The organism is Bradyrhizobium sp. WSM1417, from assembly GCF_000515415.1.
Classification (GTDB): Bacteria; Pseudomonadota; Alphaproteobacteria; order Rhizobiales; family Xanthobacteraceae; genus Bradyrhizobium.
This window is the reverse complement of record NZ_KI911783.1, coordinates 871,636-884,823: the sequence shown is the minus strand read 5'-3', so window position 1 is coordinate 884,823 and position 13,188 is coordinate 871,636. Positions and strand designations below refer to the sequence as shown.

At 61.9% G+C, this 13,188-nt stretch carries 14 protein-coding genes; 9 read left to right on the top strand and 5 right to left on the bottom strand.

Annotation, left to right across the window (positions count from 1 at the left end; genetic code table 11):
• Positions 1–72 precede the first annotated feature (72 nt).
• Both BRA1417_RS0104265 and BRA1417_RS0104260 read right to left on the bottom strand, forming a co-directional pair.
• A complete protein-coding gene (locus tag BRA1417_RS0104265) occupies positions 73–585 on the bottom strand; it encodes a DUF488 family protein (protein WP_027514753.1) in 513 nt (170 codons plus the stop codon).
• Between the two features lie 122 nt (positions 586–707).
• The gene (locus BRA1417_RS0104260; protein WP_027514752.1) at positions 708–1,346 is read right to left on the bottom strand and encodes a recombinase family protein; all 639 of its coding nucleotides are present in this window, start codon (positions 1,344–1,346) and stop codon (positions 708–710) included.
• A gap of 206 nt (positions 1,347–1,552) precedes the next feature.
• Between BRA1417_RS0104260 and BRA1417_RS0104255 the strand changes: the two genes are divergently transcribed.
• Both BRA1417_RS0104255 and BRA1417_RS0104250 read left to right on the top strand, forming a co-directional pair.
• Positions 1,553–2,563 (top strand): hypothetical protein, encoded by a 1,011-nt coding sequence (locus tag BRA1417_RS0104255; RefSeq protein WP_027514751.1) that lies wholly within the window; start codon positions 1,553–1,555, stop codon positions 2,561–2,563.
• A gap of 383 nt (positions 2,564–2,946) precedes the next feature.
• Positions 2,947–3,168 carry a hypothetical protein gene (locus tag BRA1417_RS0104250; RefSeq protein WP_027514750.1) on the top strand — a complete coding sequence of 74 codons (222 nt, stop codon included), beginning with the start codon at positions 2,947–2,949 and terminating at the stop codon, positions 3,166–3,168.
• 281 nt (positions 3,169–3,449) lie between these two features.
• Here the strand turns inward: BRA1417_RS0104250 and BRA1417_RS0104240 are convergent, their stop codons facing one another.
• Both BRA1417_RS0104240 and BRA1417_RS0104235 read right to left on the bottom strand, forming a co-directional pair.
• A complete protein-coding gene (locus tag BRA1417_RS0104240; RefSeq protein ID WP_027514748.1) occupies positions 3,450–3,806 on the bottom strand; it encodes a hypothetical protein in 357 nt (118 codons plus the stop codon).
• A 143-nt stretch (positions 3,807–3,949) separates the two neighbouring features.
• Positions 3,950–4,225 carry a hypothetical protein gene (locus BRA1417_RS0104235; RefSeq protein ID WP_027514747.1) on the bottom strand — a complete coding sequence of 92 codons (276 nt, stop codon included), beginning with the start codon at positions 4,223–4,225 and terminating at the stop codon, positions 3,950–3,952.
• Between the two features lie 161 nt (positions 4,226–4,386).
• On the opposite strand from BRA1417_RS0104235, the gene BRA1417_RS0104230 reads away from it, so the two are divergent.
• Complete coding sequence (locus BRA1417_RS0104230; protein WP_027514746.1) at positions 4,387–5,238, top strand: hypothetical protein; 852 nt, start codon at positions 4,387–4,389, stop codon at positions 5,236–5,238.
• A gap of 307 nt (positions 5,239–5,545) precedes the next feature.
• Here BRA1417_RS0104230 and BRA1417_RS0104225 read toward each other — a convergent pair whose 3' ends face one another.
• The gene (locus BRA1417_RS0104225) at positions 5,546–6,031 is read right to left on the bottom strand and encodes a lysozyme inhibitor LprI family protein (RefSeq protein WP_027514745.1); all 486 of its coding nucleotides are present in this window, start codon (positions 6,029–6,031) and stop codon (positions 5,546–5,548) included.
• Between the two features lie 538 nt (positions 6,032–6,569).
• Between BRA1417_RS0104225 and BRA1417_RS0104220 the strand changes: the two genes are divergently transcribed.
• The 6 genes from BRA1417_RS0104220 (at position 6,570) to lptB (ending at position 13,182) form a co-directional block, all read left to right on the top strand.
• On the top strand, positions 6,570–8,093 hold the full coding sequence (locus BRA1417_RS0104220; protein WP_027514744.1) for a hypothetical protein: 1,524 nt from the start codon (positions 6,570–6,572) through the stop codon (positions 8,091–8,093).
• Complete coding sequence (locus tag BRA1417_RS0104215; RefSeq protein WP_027514743.1) at positions 8,090–9,604, top strand: 4-amino-4-deoxy-L-arabinose transferase; 1,515 nt, start codon at positions 8,090–8,092, stop codon at positions 9,602–9,604. Before BRA1417_RS0104220 ends, BRA1417_RS0104215 begins: the two co-directional genes overlap by 4 nt.
• A 119-nt stretch (positions 9,605–9,723) precedes the next feature.
• Positions 9,724–10,338 (top strand): ribonuclease D, encoded by a 615-nt coding sequence (locus BRA1417_RS0104210; protein WP_027514742.1) that lies wholly within the window; start codon positions 9,724–9,726, stop codon positions 10,336–10,338.
• 144 nt (positions 10,339–10,482) lie between these two features.
• Positions 10,483–11,211 carry an LPS export ABC transporter periplasmic protein LptC gene (gene lptC, locus BRA1417_RS0104205; RefSeq protein WP_027514741.1) on the top strand — a complete coding sequence of 243 codons (729 nt, stop codon included), beginning with the start codon at positions 10,483–10,485 and terminating at the stop codon, positions 11,209–11,211.
• Positions 11,212–11,216: 5 nt separating this feature from the next.
• Positions 11,217–11,927, top strand: coding sequence for an LptA/OstA family protein (locus tag BRA1417_RS0104200; protein WP_027514740.1), 711 nt, complete (start codon positions 11,217–11,219; stop codon positions 11,925–11,927).
• A gap of 256 nt (positions 11,928–12,183) precedes the next feature.
• Complete coding sequence (gene lptB, locus BRA1417_RS0104195) at positions 12,184–13,182, top strand: LPS export ABC transporter ATP-binding protein (RefSeq protein WP_027514739.1); 999 nt, start codon at positions 12,184–12,186, stop codon at positions 13,180–13,182.
• Positions 13,183–13,188: the final 6 nt, after the last annotated feature.

The following is a 13,188-nucleotide window of genomic DNA, read 5'->3' as shown; positions in this document are numbered from 1 at the left end:
CGTACCGGGAAGAGCCGCTTCCATTGCCCGTCGGCGGTCACCCCAGCGCAGCAGACAGTCTCCCCGTAGGTTCTACTGGGCTGCGGCAGCGCCTTGACCAGAACGACTGCGCGGGAGCTTTGCGGCGTTGCGGACATAACGATCGGGTTCATCACCAAAGAGGTGGAACAACTTGACCTGAGTCGGTAGTGCCGACGCAACCATCAACCTGTGGCATTCACTGGGATCGCGCTCAAAGCACATCAAACAGGTGCTCTGCTTGTCCACCAGCTTGGCCAGCTCTTGGAGGCTTTGCTGCGGCTCGGTCTGGGAGAGATGCTTGCCGTAGATCTTCCGGAACTGATCGAACTGGCCCGCCCTGGCGGCATCCCGACCGGGCTTCGGATCGCCCAGCGCGGCGAGGTGAACGTACCGGATGCCTTCTTGCTCAAGTCGGTCGCGGAGCTTGTTCTTCGAGAACCCCTTCTTCCGCGAGATCGGAACGGCGCGGACATCGGCCAATAGCTGCACCTTGATGCTCTTCAGCGTGGCCACGAAGCGGTCGATGTCGGTGCCCTCGTAGCCAATGGTGTACAGCGTCGTCATCCAATCACCCCTGTCTGGGCACTCATCTTGGTTTAGTAAGTGTGAACGCCCCATTACGCTGGTCAGTGAGCAGATGCAAAAAACACTGATCGGGCCACGAAGATGCAGTTTGAGCTGGCCGCCTATGCGGCCCAACTTGTCAGCGCCGCCTCGGCTCCAACAGGGTCTTCCTTGATCCTATAGATTGTCTGTCGGCTCAGCCCCGTAGCTGCAGCTATCTGCCCGACGCCCGCTGACTGCTCCAGCATGTTGAGGACCGTTTCGAGCTGGTCCTTGTTGAACGTCGGCTTCCGCCCCCGGTACTTCGTCTCACCTGCTGTCGCCTTTGCGAGGGCGATGCCGCCGCGTTGTGCCTCCTTGATGGCCTCGGCATTGGCCTGCGCGGTGGCGGCCATGAAGGCAATGAGCGCGTCTCTAATGGCTTGCTGCATAGGGTCCGTGGTTGCGCCGTCGAAGGTAAGCCCGTTGATCACCGTGCGGATCACAACCCCCCGCCGCATGAACTCCCTGATGGTGTCGCAAACGTCACCGTAGTTGCGCCCGAGGCGGTCGATCCAGCGAACAACGAGCGTGTCGCCGCTGCGGAGGATGTCGAACAGACGCTTGCCCTCGGGTCGCTCGGCAAGGCGGGTACTGATGCCCGAAACACCATGGTCTGCGACGACGCGGTCGACCTTGAAGCCTGCGGCCTCCGCCCCTGTTCGCTGATGCTCGACGGTTTGATCGGTGGTGGATACTCGCGCGTAGAAGATCGTAGCCATTGACGCCCCTGTTGTCCGCTAGGGTAACGTCCGTTGAGTATCTTGTCCGTTGACCGAAGTCAACCCTAGCGGACGCCGTTTCCGACTTCCTTCGCTTGTCCGCAGGGGCATACCCTTGCGGACAAGCTGTGGAACCTGTTCACAGCTCCCGCTTCATGTTGCCTTCAGACTGGGCACTCGTAAGAGTTGCGACCGGGAGGAACCAAATGGCTGAGGACATCTCGAAGGAGGTCGCATCACTCGTCAGGGTGCAATCGTTCGACACCAAGACATTGCCGAGGCGGGAGGACCTTGGACGAGAGCTGTCATTCGAGGACGCTGTGGAGCCAGCTCAGAGGGCTCAGCATCTGTTCTCGTTGATCCCCGCTGACGTTTTGCCGCTGGTTCCACAAGGACATCGTGCCCAAGTTCGCTCGGCGGCCGATGCCTTCTTCAATATCCTAGAGCAGATGCAGAAGTTCTCCCCGCAGCAGGGTTCTGCGATGGAGACCAGACAGAGCCTGATCCAGCAACTCAGCTCCAACTACGAGGCGTGGTACAATCAGATCAGCCCCGCCATCTTGTTCGTCACCAGTAACCGACAAGATTTTTCGCGGCTCGAACGCGAAGCCAGAGCTGCATCGCAGGCAGCGACGGATGAGGCTGCGGCACTGACGAAAAAACTCGGTGAACACGAGGCCGAAGCAAATCGCGTGCTGGCCGAAGTGAGAAAGGTAGCTGCCGAGCAGGGTGTCGGGTTTCAGGCTACGTACTTCAAGACCGAAGCCGAACACCATGATGCCGTTGCAAAGGACTGGCGCACCTACACCATCGCCGCTGCGGTCGTCTTGGCAGTCTTTGCAGGATCGACCGTCTTCCTTCACAAGGTCCCATTCCTTCATCCTGCCGACAGTATGGAGGCTGTCCAGTTCTCGCTGGCGAAACTCGCGATCTTTGCGGCTATGGGCTACGTGCTAGTGCTTTGTTCGCGCAACTTCCTGTCTCACACCCACAACGCCATCGTGAATCGGCATCGGCAGAATGCCCTGCTGACGTTCCAAGCTCTTGCGAATGCGGCTAAAGAAGAGAGCAAGAAGGACATCATCCTCACTCACGCCTCTGCGTGCATGTTCTCGCCTCAAGAGACGGGCTTCACAAAGCCAAGTGCCGAAGGCGGCTCGAACATCATCCAGCTTCTCAGCAAAGCGTCAGGGTCGGAGAAGGCGGCAGCTTCCTGACTGTGGCTTGATGGGCAACCGAGGTCCCGCTTCCATTCGGCCTACGTAAGAGCTGGCGGAGACGCGGGGACGGCTGAGCTATCGAGCCGGAGGGCGCGAGCAGGGGCTCCCTTCTTCAATGTGTTCGACGAACTAGGCAACCCGCCTGCCATCAAGACATTGGACTCTTCGACGGGGGACCCCTTCTTGAGGATCATCTTTGGATGTCATTGATGACTGGTGGTCCTCTCAGTATCCCTGAAGGAACTCTTTCTGATGCCAGCTAAGGTGCACCTACAGGTACCTATAGTGCACTTCAGTGCACCTTCACTCTAACCTATAGGGAACCGGAGGGGGCTCTGGCGAGCCTGCAACCTATTTCTTCGCTCCGCCCTGACCACCACATGTTGGGGATGGCAGGCGAGATCAGGATCGACATCGAGCGCTACTATCGACGGCACGGCAAGAGGCCAAGTGGTCGAGGCTACTGGGCGTTCCAGCTCGTCTCCGCAATCGCTACGGCCAAGGACCACATCCGCGCTCCGCAGGAAGAGATGCCTTTCAAGGCCGCCTGTGAGGTCGCCACCCTGCGCCGTGCCAAGATGATCGTCCTACTCCCCGAATGATCTACCGAGCCTTCAAACTGAACTTCTGGGGTCACGTTCTGGACGTGCAGGAGTTGGACTGCGACAGCAATGAAGAGGCCGTGAGCAGGGCGGCAGAGCTGTTCGGCGATGACGCAGTGGAGATTGCCGTCGAGGTCTGGCTTGGTCCGAGACGGATCGCTCGACTGCAAGACGTGAAGGCTGACGCGAGCCCTAGAGCGGCCCGTGGGGAGTCCTAATGCGCTCTGACGGTCTCAACGATAGCACGTCTCCGAGACTCTGTACGGCCTTCGCAGCCAATCCTAGCGGCCATCGAGGTGCGCAGAGCTGCCGCCCTGTCGTCGGGAGCGAAGGAGTTGCTTCAGGCGAGCTGGGCCGATGCAGTTGAATGACTTCACGAAGTTGATGACCTGTTGTTCCACAGGGGCCTTTCCGGCTTCCTCCGCGTCCAAGAATGCTGACCGCAGTGCGTGTTCCGCTTCTCGGATTGCTCGCTTCACAACGTCTGCCGCCGCCTCGTCGAAACGCTTCTCGACAGGGCTGTGGATGTTTGTGGTCGGGTACCAGAGCAAGCCCTTCACCGTCTCAAGCACATCGAGCCGCCGCCTTATCTGGTCCTTAGTCAACCACGTCGGCGCATACTGCCTTCGCGCGATCATCGTCAGACTGCCTAACCGAATTGCTGTGGTTGAGAAGGACCCCCCGGCGGGGGAAAGCGTGCACCAGACCCACTCAGAATGGAGCCTTTGCGGATTTGCGCCAACTATCCGGGGGAACTCATGAGGGAGATTAGCGCGGGCACTCAGGGCGCAAGATACACTTCCCTGAACAGCCAAGCTGGGAAGGCAGCAGGGCGCCCTGTGGTGGCCGCTCGATACGCAATGCCGTTGTCCAGGCAGACCTTCAGCAGCGTCCGCTCGTCTGCTCTGAACGCTTCTTGGGGATCGGCCAACATCGACACAGGTTCGTCCATCTCATACCACCACTCGCGCACACTCATCAGGCGTGAGGGGTCGGCTCCGATGCGCCCGAGGGGCGTGAACGGTTTGCTAAACGCAGTCTTCAATATGTCGGTCATGGTAGTCCCCAAGTGTCATCGCGATGATGGATGCCATCTGTAGATCGTCTACGGACGGCAGGGGACATTCTCCCCTACTCAAGTGCGACGCCTCCGTGGAAGTGTCAACTTGGAAGAAGGTCGCGATTCGGGGTAAAGGGCTTGAAACATGGCAAGCCAGCATGAAACTCCTCAAAGAGCGCAGTCTCGATAATCCTGTCTGTAGATTCACACTCGCCAACCTCGACGAAGTGTTACTGCCCTACCTAGAGGCGAGGGACGACGAGGCTGAGCGAAAGCGGTCACTGGCCCCGTTCATCGCAAGAGCGTCCAGATTAGCGCGGCGGTTCGGCCCACTTCAGCTTGCGGAGTTTTATGTCGAGCACATCCTCTGGACGATCTGCATGGACGCCGCGGATTGTGACGAAGATTTTCCAGGCAGATGGTGGGGGGCTTGGAGGTCCGCTCGCCTGAAGATCTTCGAGTACGTGGCCAAGGAGATGGCACCAGCTATCGAGAGCGGCGAGTTTGTCCAACTGGACGAGGCGATCGCCGCCGTCACTGAAAGGTACCTAGACGACGATGAACGCTTCATCGTCGAGCGTCTGACCGCGTGGCATACGGGGGAGGGACCAGTTCTCAGCCTGCTATTTAGGGAATGGCAGACACACTCCTCACGACGCTGGAAGCTGGAAGAGCAACAGTGGGAACAGGAGGAGCAAGAGCGGCGCGAGCAGGCGGGATCGAAGGAGGATCAATTAGCGCGGCTTGAGGGCTACCTCGACGAGGCGATTACGCCGCACTTGACCGCTCTCGTCGGGCGGTATCGCAAGCTCATCAAGACAGGTGCTTACGGTGAAAAAATCATCAAGGGCTGGGAGAAGGAGGTGCGGTACTTCAGTGACGAAGTGCTCGAATTGTTTGAGCGACCTGAAGTACGCTATTTGGAGCGAGCTGACGTCGAAGCAGTCGCATACGAGCACATCACAGAGCGGGTCGAAGCGGCGGTCGGAGGAAACCCGTACCGCAGGTGATTCCCGGAAGCTGCGCGGTCGCCCCGCAATTGACTTGGGCACAGGACTGGTACACAAGGCGATCCTGACGGTCGAAAATCGTCAGTGATTTCAATGGTCGAGACGGTGCGGCGTCCAATCCTTTCCTGGGCACCACCTCCTACTCAAGCGATTGAAATCGCTTTTGCGGGGAACTTGAGCTGCTGACCGGTACACAAACCGAGGCACGGCGCTCATCGCGTACCGAATGGCCTACATCGCTCGTCGGGTCGGCTCGGATCGGATCGCAGGCGATCTGGAGGCGGCTGGCTTCAGTCGCTCAGGCATCTCAGTGCTCGTTGACCGCAGCGCCGAGCTTGATCAGGCTCAGCGAGCGGTTCGCGGTTTCGCGCAGGCGGCAGTAGCTCGCGTCGCCCGGGTACATGCCGGGCTCTACCTTGTCGAAGACCGCGCAGAAGCGATCACGCGACGCGGCGAAAGTTTTCTGCGAGTCATTGACCGCCTGGATCACGTCGGCGAACCCGCCGGCCTGAACCTTCTTCAGCGCCTCACTGGTTTTCTGCGTCCAAATGGAGAGTTCGCGCGCCGTGCAGGCTTTCCATTTGGCGACGTCGTCATTCGCGCCCTTTGCCGCTTTGATGCAGGGGTCGGCGACGAGCCCGACGCACGCGCCGCCGAAACCGCCGGTTTTCTCCGCGGTCTTCAGGCAGCCATCGATCACCGCAAGGTCGGCTGGCGCGATGCCCTGGGCGAAAGCCATCGATGCGAGCGGGAGGCTTGCGGCGAGCATCGCGGCGGCAAGCTTGAGCTTCATTGGAGATCTCCGTTCGGCGCATCGAAAATATGGAAAACAATACCACTGCGAGCGCATGAAGCTCAGCGAGACGGTAGACCCGCGGGTGTGGCGGAAGGGTCGGACGGCGAGCGCGAAGGGAAAACGAGGGCGTATGCGGCTTCGGCTACGCCCTCTCCAATCGATGCCTTTGGATGCGCCTTGACCCGACTTACGAGATTTTCGACCAATAGGTGATACATGCAACTTTGGTCATCGAAGGCCCAGCGTTGGTTCACCTGAATGTGGAACAGGAGCTACGCTGACGAATAATGACGGCGGGACCGGTTAAGGCACGCACGGGCACTGCCTCTTGGGCGTTAAAATTTTCAAGTCGGAACAGCTGCTTGGAGGCCTCGGAAGGCCGCCGTCGAGCCAAATTTCATTCCGCCAACCCCCTCGATTGCACCGTCCGAATTTACCCCACTTTAGACAAACTGGCCCTAAGTCAGCGGGCAGGCTCGCATCCGGACGTCGGCGAGCGCGGAGCCATCGGGCTCGCTTTGTCGTGAGGGAAGCGGTGGATCAGCACCAGGTCTGGCACGAGCCGGCATTCGACAAGGTTGCGAACGCGATCAGCCCGTTCTTCCTGAGATCGGGAATTTATCTGTTCCTGATCTCGTTCATTTGCCTGTTCTACGTCTTGAACGCACCGCTCCTGCTCGGTCATTACGATCTGGGCTGGCATCTGGCGGCCGGAGATCTCATCCGGGAACGCAACGCCATCCCGCTCCACGACCCCTGGTCGTTCACCCACGGCGACAAGTCATGGCTCAATCTGTCCTGGCTCTGGGACGCGCTCGCCAGTGCGACGTTTCAATACGCAGGCTTCGGCGGCCTCGTCCTGTCGACGGTGGCCTGTGGCGCAGCGATCGCCGGCATCCTGACTGCGATCTCTCTCGGCTACGGCGCGTCGGCGATCGCGGTTTGCGTGGCGGTCTTCCTGGCCTGCCTGCTCTATCCCGCTTACGAAGTTGCGCCGAACATGTATCTCGCGGTCGCGCCGAATACATGCACGATGTTGTTCTGCGTCGTCTTCTATCGCGAATGCCTGCGACGAACGCGATGGTTCGTGCTTCCCGTTTTGATGGCGTTTTGGGCCAATCTGCACGGCGGTTTCCTGCTCGGGTTTTTCGTGATCGGCGTCTTTTGCGGCGCCGCCTTGCTCAGAGCGGCCTGGGCCGATCTCAGGATCCTTGCCCTCGCCGGCATCGGGTGCCTCGCTGCGACATTCGTCAATCCGCTCGGCTGGAATATCTATGCCGGTGCCGCCGCGACGATGGGGCACTTCGTCCAGGGTAATATTACCGAATGGCGGTCCTACTACGACAACATTCAAATACCCGGCAGCATTCCGGGCATCCTGTACATGCTGGCTTTCGTCGCGCTCGAGCTTCGCTACAGAAACTCCAGGCCCATCCCGCTCGAACCGAGATTGATGTCCTGGCTGTTCTTGATTCTCGGACTGCACCAGTTCAGGTACATCGCGTTCTTCTTCATCTTCTCCACCGCGCCGATGGCGCTTCACCTCAGCCGCTTGCTGCCTCGGCGTCTCACCGCCGTTGACGTGCGTGGAGCGTTGCTGGCCGCCGGCATCGTCGGTCTCGGCACCCTGCCGCTGGCTTACTTGCGTGTCGCGCCGGCGCTCGCACTTCCGACGATGCTGTCGAGCGAAGATGCCGGCTATCTGCAAAAGCATTTCGCCGATGCGCGGGTCCTGAACCATTGGAATGTCGGCGGCTACCTGATTTTCGCGACGCATGGCACCGTTCGCCCGTTCGTCGATGGCCGCGCCGCGACCGCCTATCCGGACGATTTGCTGCACGACTATTTCAACCTGGTGAGCTGGGAGATCGACGAGGCGGCATGGGACATGGTGCTCGACAAATACCGGATCGACGCCGTGCTGTGGGTCAAGGCGCACGAACCGTTGCGGCAGTTCCTGGTGGAGCGGCGAGGCTGGCGCGAGCAATACACCGGCGCTTACGTGGCCGTTTACGTCAGGCCCCAATCCGGTTTGGCTGGCGAAGCCAAAACACAATGACGACCAGCGCCGCAGCTCTGCCCGCCATCGCGCCTTCCGTCAAAGCCGAAAGCTTCGCGACACGGTACGGCGCCTTGTGCGCATTGCTGCTGCTGGCCACGGCAGTCCGGCTGCCGCTCGCCTTCTGGCCGAACATCGTTCACGTCGACGAGCTGTATCAATATCTGGAGCCGGCCTGGCGCCTGCTTGGCCACCAGGGGGTCGTCACCTGGGAATGGCGCGACGGCATCCGGAGCTGGTTTCTGCCGACCTTGTTCGCAGGGCCGGTCGCTCTCGGAGACTGGCTTGCGCCGGGCGGGTGGGGTGCCTTCGTCGTGCCTCGCCTGGTGGTCGGGCTTGCCTCGCTGTCGATCGTCGTGACGGCCTGGCATTTCGGCGAACGCATCTCCAGGTCGCATGCCGTCGTCGCGGCGTTTGCCGCCGCGGTCTGGTTCGAGCTGGTCTACTACGCGCCCCACACGCTCAGCGAACCGCTGGCGACGGCCGTGATCTTGCCGGCGGCCTATCTGCTGACGGGCGAGCTGGCGCGACACCGGCTCTTCATCGCAGGCGCATTGCTCGCTCTCGCCTGTGTCTGGCGCTTTCAATATGTCCCGGCTTGCGCGGTGTTTGCGTTGACGGCGTGCTGGCGCGACCTACGAAACGCGATCGCCCTGGTCGCGGGCGGATGCGTGGTCCTGGTGCTCTCCGGCGCCATCGACCTGGCCCACGGCTCAGCGCCGTTTGCGTGGCTCGTTCAGAATGTTCAGCAAAACCTCCTGCATGACCGCGCATCGGAATTCGGTGACGCGCCGGCGGCCGCTTACGTTCTGCAGGCTTCAATTCTGTGGTCGGGAGCGACGCTGCTGATGCTGCTGGCGGTCTGGCGCGGCTGGCGACATGCCCCCCTGCTGATCGTCGCGGCCGTCGTCAACGTCGCGTTTCACAGCATGATCGTACACAAGGAATACCGTTTCATTTTCCTGTCGATCGCCCTGCTGATCATCGCGGCGGCACTTGGCTCCGCCGATTGGGTCCAGATGATGCGCGGGCAAAACCCGTGGCGCTCACTTGCCGTCGTATGTGGCGGCTGGCTGCTGCTCTCGCTCGGTCTGTCGGGCGCAACGCTGATCATGCGCGACAACTGGATGCGCGGCATCGGCGTGGCCCAGTTGATGGCGGAGCTCGAGGCCGATCCTGAATTTTGCGGTCTGGCCCTGTACGGGATCAACTATCCCTTTGTGCCCGGACGCGGGCAGCTCGCGGCCCGCCGGCCGATCTATTCCTTTTATCGGGACGACCCCCTGGCCAAGGGGCGACTTCCGGCTGTGGTGCAAACGCATCAGGCCGGGTTCAACCGCATCATCGGCCCGGCGAGCCTGGCCAGCGAATTGCCGGCGGATTTCTCGCCACGAAGTTGCGCAATGATGAGCGATGACAAGCCGGCCTGCGTCTTCGCGCGACGCGGGGCTTGCGATGCGCTCGCCAGCCCTTTCGGCACCAACGACGTACTCGTGCGCCTGAATTACTAGCCGCGTCTGATGCTTGCGCCGGCGGCTGCCAGCGGATACATCGCGGCCGGCCCTCGCCAGCGTCTGTCCCGGGGATTAGCCTGCCCAGGCGCATCGATTCGATTGAGGTTTGAAACGCCATGACCGTACGCCTGCACCGCGGCGACCTGCCAGATCTGTCCCGCTACACCGGAGCGGTCGCGATCGACACCGAGACCATGGGCCTGAACCCGCATCGCGACCGGCTCTGCGTGGTGCAGCTCTCGCCCGGCGACGGCAGCGCGGACGTGGTGCAGATCCCCAAAGGTCATACCGACGCGCCGAACCTGAAGGCGCTGCTGGCCAATCCCGCGAACACGAAAATCTTCCACTTTGCGCGGTTCGACGTCGCGGTGCTGTATCAAACGTTTGGGGTCATGACCGGGCCGATCTACTGCACCAAGATCGCCTCCCGCCTGATCCGCACCTATACCGACCGCCATGGCCTCAAGGACCTGGTGCGCGAGGTGCTCAATGTCGACCTCTCCAAGCAGCAGCAATCGAGCGATTGGGGTTCCGACAGCCTGACCGAGCCGCAGCTCGCCTACGCCGCCTCCGACGTGCTGCATCTGCACGGCTTGCGCGAGCGGCTCGATGCCATGCTGGCGCGGGAAGGCCGCACCGCGCTGGCTAAAGCCTGTTTCGACTTCCTGCCGACCCGCGCCTTGCTGGATCTCCAGGGCTGGGCCGAACAGGACATTTTCGCGCATTCCTAGCGTTTCGCGGAGCGGCCGGGTGGGGCGGTCGCCCCGTTTCAGACACTTTCGTGACGGCCTGTCGCTGGCTGCATATTTTGGCGTTGCCGGCTACAATGGGGCGCCCGCCAGCCGGACAAGGCGGGCGACACCTCAGGAGCCCAGGTGAATTCGGCCCATAATGTCACCTACGACGCCGCGCTTGCGGCGAAGTTCGCCAGCGCGGCGCGCCACAGCCGCCTGGTGCGGATTCTGCGCGTCGCGGTGCCCGCGACAGTGGCTGCGGCGATGGGTCTGCTCGTCCTCATCTCGACCATCTTCAACCCCTTCCAGATCCCCGTGAAGCTCGACTCCGGAAATCTCGTGGTGACAGGCACCAAGATCACGATGGAATCGCCGCATATGTCCGGCTTCACCCCGGATCAGCGGCCCTATGAGCTCTGGGCCAAGACCGCGACCCAGGACATCACCGATCCCGATCATGTCGATCTCCATGATCTGCGCGCGAAAGTGCTGATGGAAGACCAATCGACCCTGTTCCTCGATGCCCGCACCGGACGATTCGACAACAAGCAACAGCAGCTCGACCTGCACAAGGACATCTTCCTGCGCACCTCGTCCGGCTACGAGGCGCGGCTGAACTCGGCCTTCGTCGACATGGGCAAGGGTACGGTTTCCTCGGATGAGCATGTCGACGTCAAGCTGACCAACGGAACGCTGGCCGCCGATCGGCTGCGGATCACGGAGGGCGGCGACGTCATCCGCTTCGAAGGCAATGTGGTGATGCACCTCGACAAACTGGACGATCCCGCCGCCGCTCAGCCTGCGCCGACTGAACCCGCGCCGGCGGCGAAGACACGTACGCCCCAGAACAAGTCCGCCAATTCAAAGTGATTTTCATGATCAGGTTTTTCCCGCGCAACGACGACAAGCGGCGCGTCATCCCTGGTGCGGCCGCGCTCGCCGTCGGCCTCGCACTGGTCGCAACGGGTGTGGCAAGCGCGCAGAGCACGATGCAAGGCGTGCCCAACGCGATGCAGGGCTTCTCGCAAAACCGCGACCAGCCGATCCAGATCGAAGCCGCCTCGCTCGAGATGCGGGACAAGAAGAAGGAAGCGACCTTCTCCGGCAATGTGAAGGTCATCCAGGGCGACACCACCATGACCTCGAAGACGCTGGTGGTGTTTTACGATTCGGGCGGCGACAAGCCGGCCACGCCACAGCCTGCGGCAAAGGCGGCAAAGGGGGCGCCGATGCAGTCGGCGACGCCGGGGCCGGGGGGGAACTCCTCGATCAAGCGGCTGGAGGCGCGCGGCAATGTCGTGGTCACCCAGAAGGACCAGGTGGTGACGGGCGAGACCGCCGTGTTCGACACCCGCACCAACCTCATCACCATGCTTGGCGGCGTCGTGTTGACGCAGTGCAAGAACGTGCTGCGCGGCGACCGGCTGGCGGTCGACATGACCACGGGCGTGTCACGTGTGGAATCCGACAGCGGCCGGGTGCAGGCGCTGCTGCCGCAGGGCGGCGGCAATGATTGTGGATCCGGCGGCGCGGGCAAACCCGGCGCGGGACCTCTGCAATTGCCTGGCGCAACCAAGCCCAAATGAGCTGAAGCCACTCAAAGTAAATTTGAAGAATGATTTCAGATGCTTGGGTCGAATACTGCCGATCCGAGGTTGAAGCTTGCCCGCCGAGACTGTATCTAGCGCGAAGGGCTTTCGAAGCGGGGTTCGCCGCTTTTCGGGCGTGTTTCACTGGGCATGAGACATCCCTTCATTCATGCTGCGTCGGCGAATCCTGAGGCCGGCGCGGCAGATCGCGCGAAAACCGCGCAGGATCGTCGCGAAAGGCTAGAAGGCGGGGATGGTCGATCTCTTCAGCATGTTCCGTCGGCGCCCCGCCAAACGCGGCCGGCCAGGATTTGCGCGCCAGGACATCACCGCGCTCGGTGACAGCGTCGGCGGTCTCGTGGCCAGCCCGGTCAGGGACGCGCCGCCGATCGCCCGTAACCAACCGATGCATGCACCCGATCAATTCCAAGGCGACTATCAGGCCGAGCCGCCCCGGGCCCAGGCGGTTCACCCCGTCAGGGCTGCCGGCAGGCCCAATGGTTCCGGCGGGCCTCAGCTCTTGAAGCGCCCGGGCTTCCTGGCTGTGCATAGCGTGGAAAAGAGTTTCGGCAGCCGCCAGGTCGTGCGCGGCGTCAGCATCTATGTGCGCCGCGGCGAAGCGGTCGGCCTGCTCGGGCCCAACGGCGCCGGCAAGACCACCGTGTTCTACATGATCACCGGCCTGATCAAGGCCGATCGCGGTGCGATCGAGCTCGACGGCCACGACGTCACCAAGCTGCCGATGTATCAGCGCGCGCGGCTCGGCATCGGCTATTTGCCGCAGGAAGCCTCGATCTTCCGCGGCCTCACCGTCGAGCAGAACATCCGTGCCGTGCTCGAAGTGGTCGAGCCCTCGCGCAAGAAGCGCGAGCAGCAGCTCGATTCGCTGCTCGACGAATTCAACATCACGCGCCTGCGGAAATCGCCGTCGATCGCGCTGTCCGGCGGTGAGCGGCGCCGCGTCGAGATCGCGCGCGCGCTGGCGACGCGTCCGAACTACATGCTGCTCGACGAGCCCTTTGCCGGCATCGATCCGATCGCGGTCGGCGACATCCAGGACCTGGTCCGCCACCTCACCAACCGCGGCATCGGCGTGCTGATCACCGACCACAATGTGCGCGAGACGCTCGGCCTCACCGATCGCGCCTACATCGTCTATGCCGGTGAGATCCTGACCGAGGGGAGCCCGGATGAGATCGTGGCCGATCCGGACGTGCGCCGCCTTTACCTTGGCGAGGAATTCCGCCTCTAGCCCGTT

Bases quoted from the DNA above. Each gene is read 5' to 3' on its own strand.
- BRA1417_RS0104255 (WP_027514751.1), top strand. From the start codon at position 1,553: ATGGCTGAGGACATCTCGAAGGAGGTCGCATCACTCGTCAGGGTGCAA.
- BRA1417_RS0104200 (WP_027514740.1), top strand. From the start codon at position 11,217: ATGATCAGGTTTTTCCCGCGCAACGACGACAAGCGGCGCGTCATCCCT.
- BRA1417_RS0104240 (WP_027514748.1), bottom strand. From the start codon at position 3,806: ATGATCGCGCGAAGGCAGTATGCGCCGACGTGGTTGACTAAGGACCAG.
- BRA1417_RS0104235 (WP_027514747.1), bottom strand. From the start codon at position 4,225: ATGACCGACATATTGAAGACTGCGTTTAGCAAACCGTTCACGCCCCTC.
- lptB (WP_027514739.1), top strand. From the start codon at position 12,184: ATGGTCGATCTCTTCAGCATGTTCCGTCGGCGCCCCGCCAAACGCGGC.
- BRA1417_RS0104265 (WP_027514753.1), bottom strand. From the start codon at position 585: ATGACGACGCTGTACACCATTGGCTACGAGGGCACCGACATCGACCGC.
- BRA1417_RS0104230 (WP_027514746.1), top strand. From the start codon at position 4,387: ATGAAACTCCTCAAAGAGCGCAGTCTCGATAATCCTGTCTGTAGATTC.
- BRA1417_RS0104215 (WP_027514743.1), top strand. From the start codon at position 8,090: ATGACGACCAGCGCCGCAGCTCTGCCCGCCATCGCGCCTTCCGTCAAA.
- BRA1417_RS0104225 (WP_027514745.1), bottom strand. From the start codon at position 6,031: ATGAAGCTCAAGCTTGCCGCCGCGATGCTCGCCGCAAGCCTCCCGCTC.
- BRA1417_RS0104250 (WP_027514750.1), top strand. From the start codon at position 2,947: ATGTTGGGGATGGCAGGCGAGATCAGGATCGACATCGAGCGCTACTAT.
- BRA1417_RS0104260 (WP_027514752.1), bottom strand. From the start codon at position 1,346: ATGGCTACGATCTTCTACGCGCGAGTATCCACCACCGATCAAACCGTC.
- BRA1417_RS0104210 (WP_027514742.1), top strand. From the start codon at position 9,724: ATGACCGTACGCCTGCACCGCGGCGACCTGCCAGATCTGTCCCGCTAC.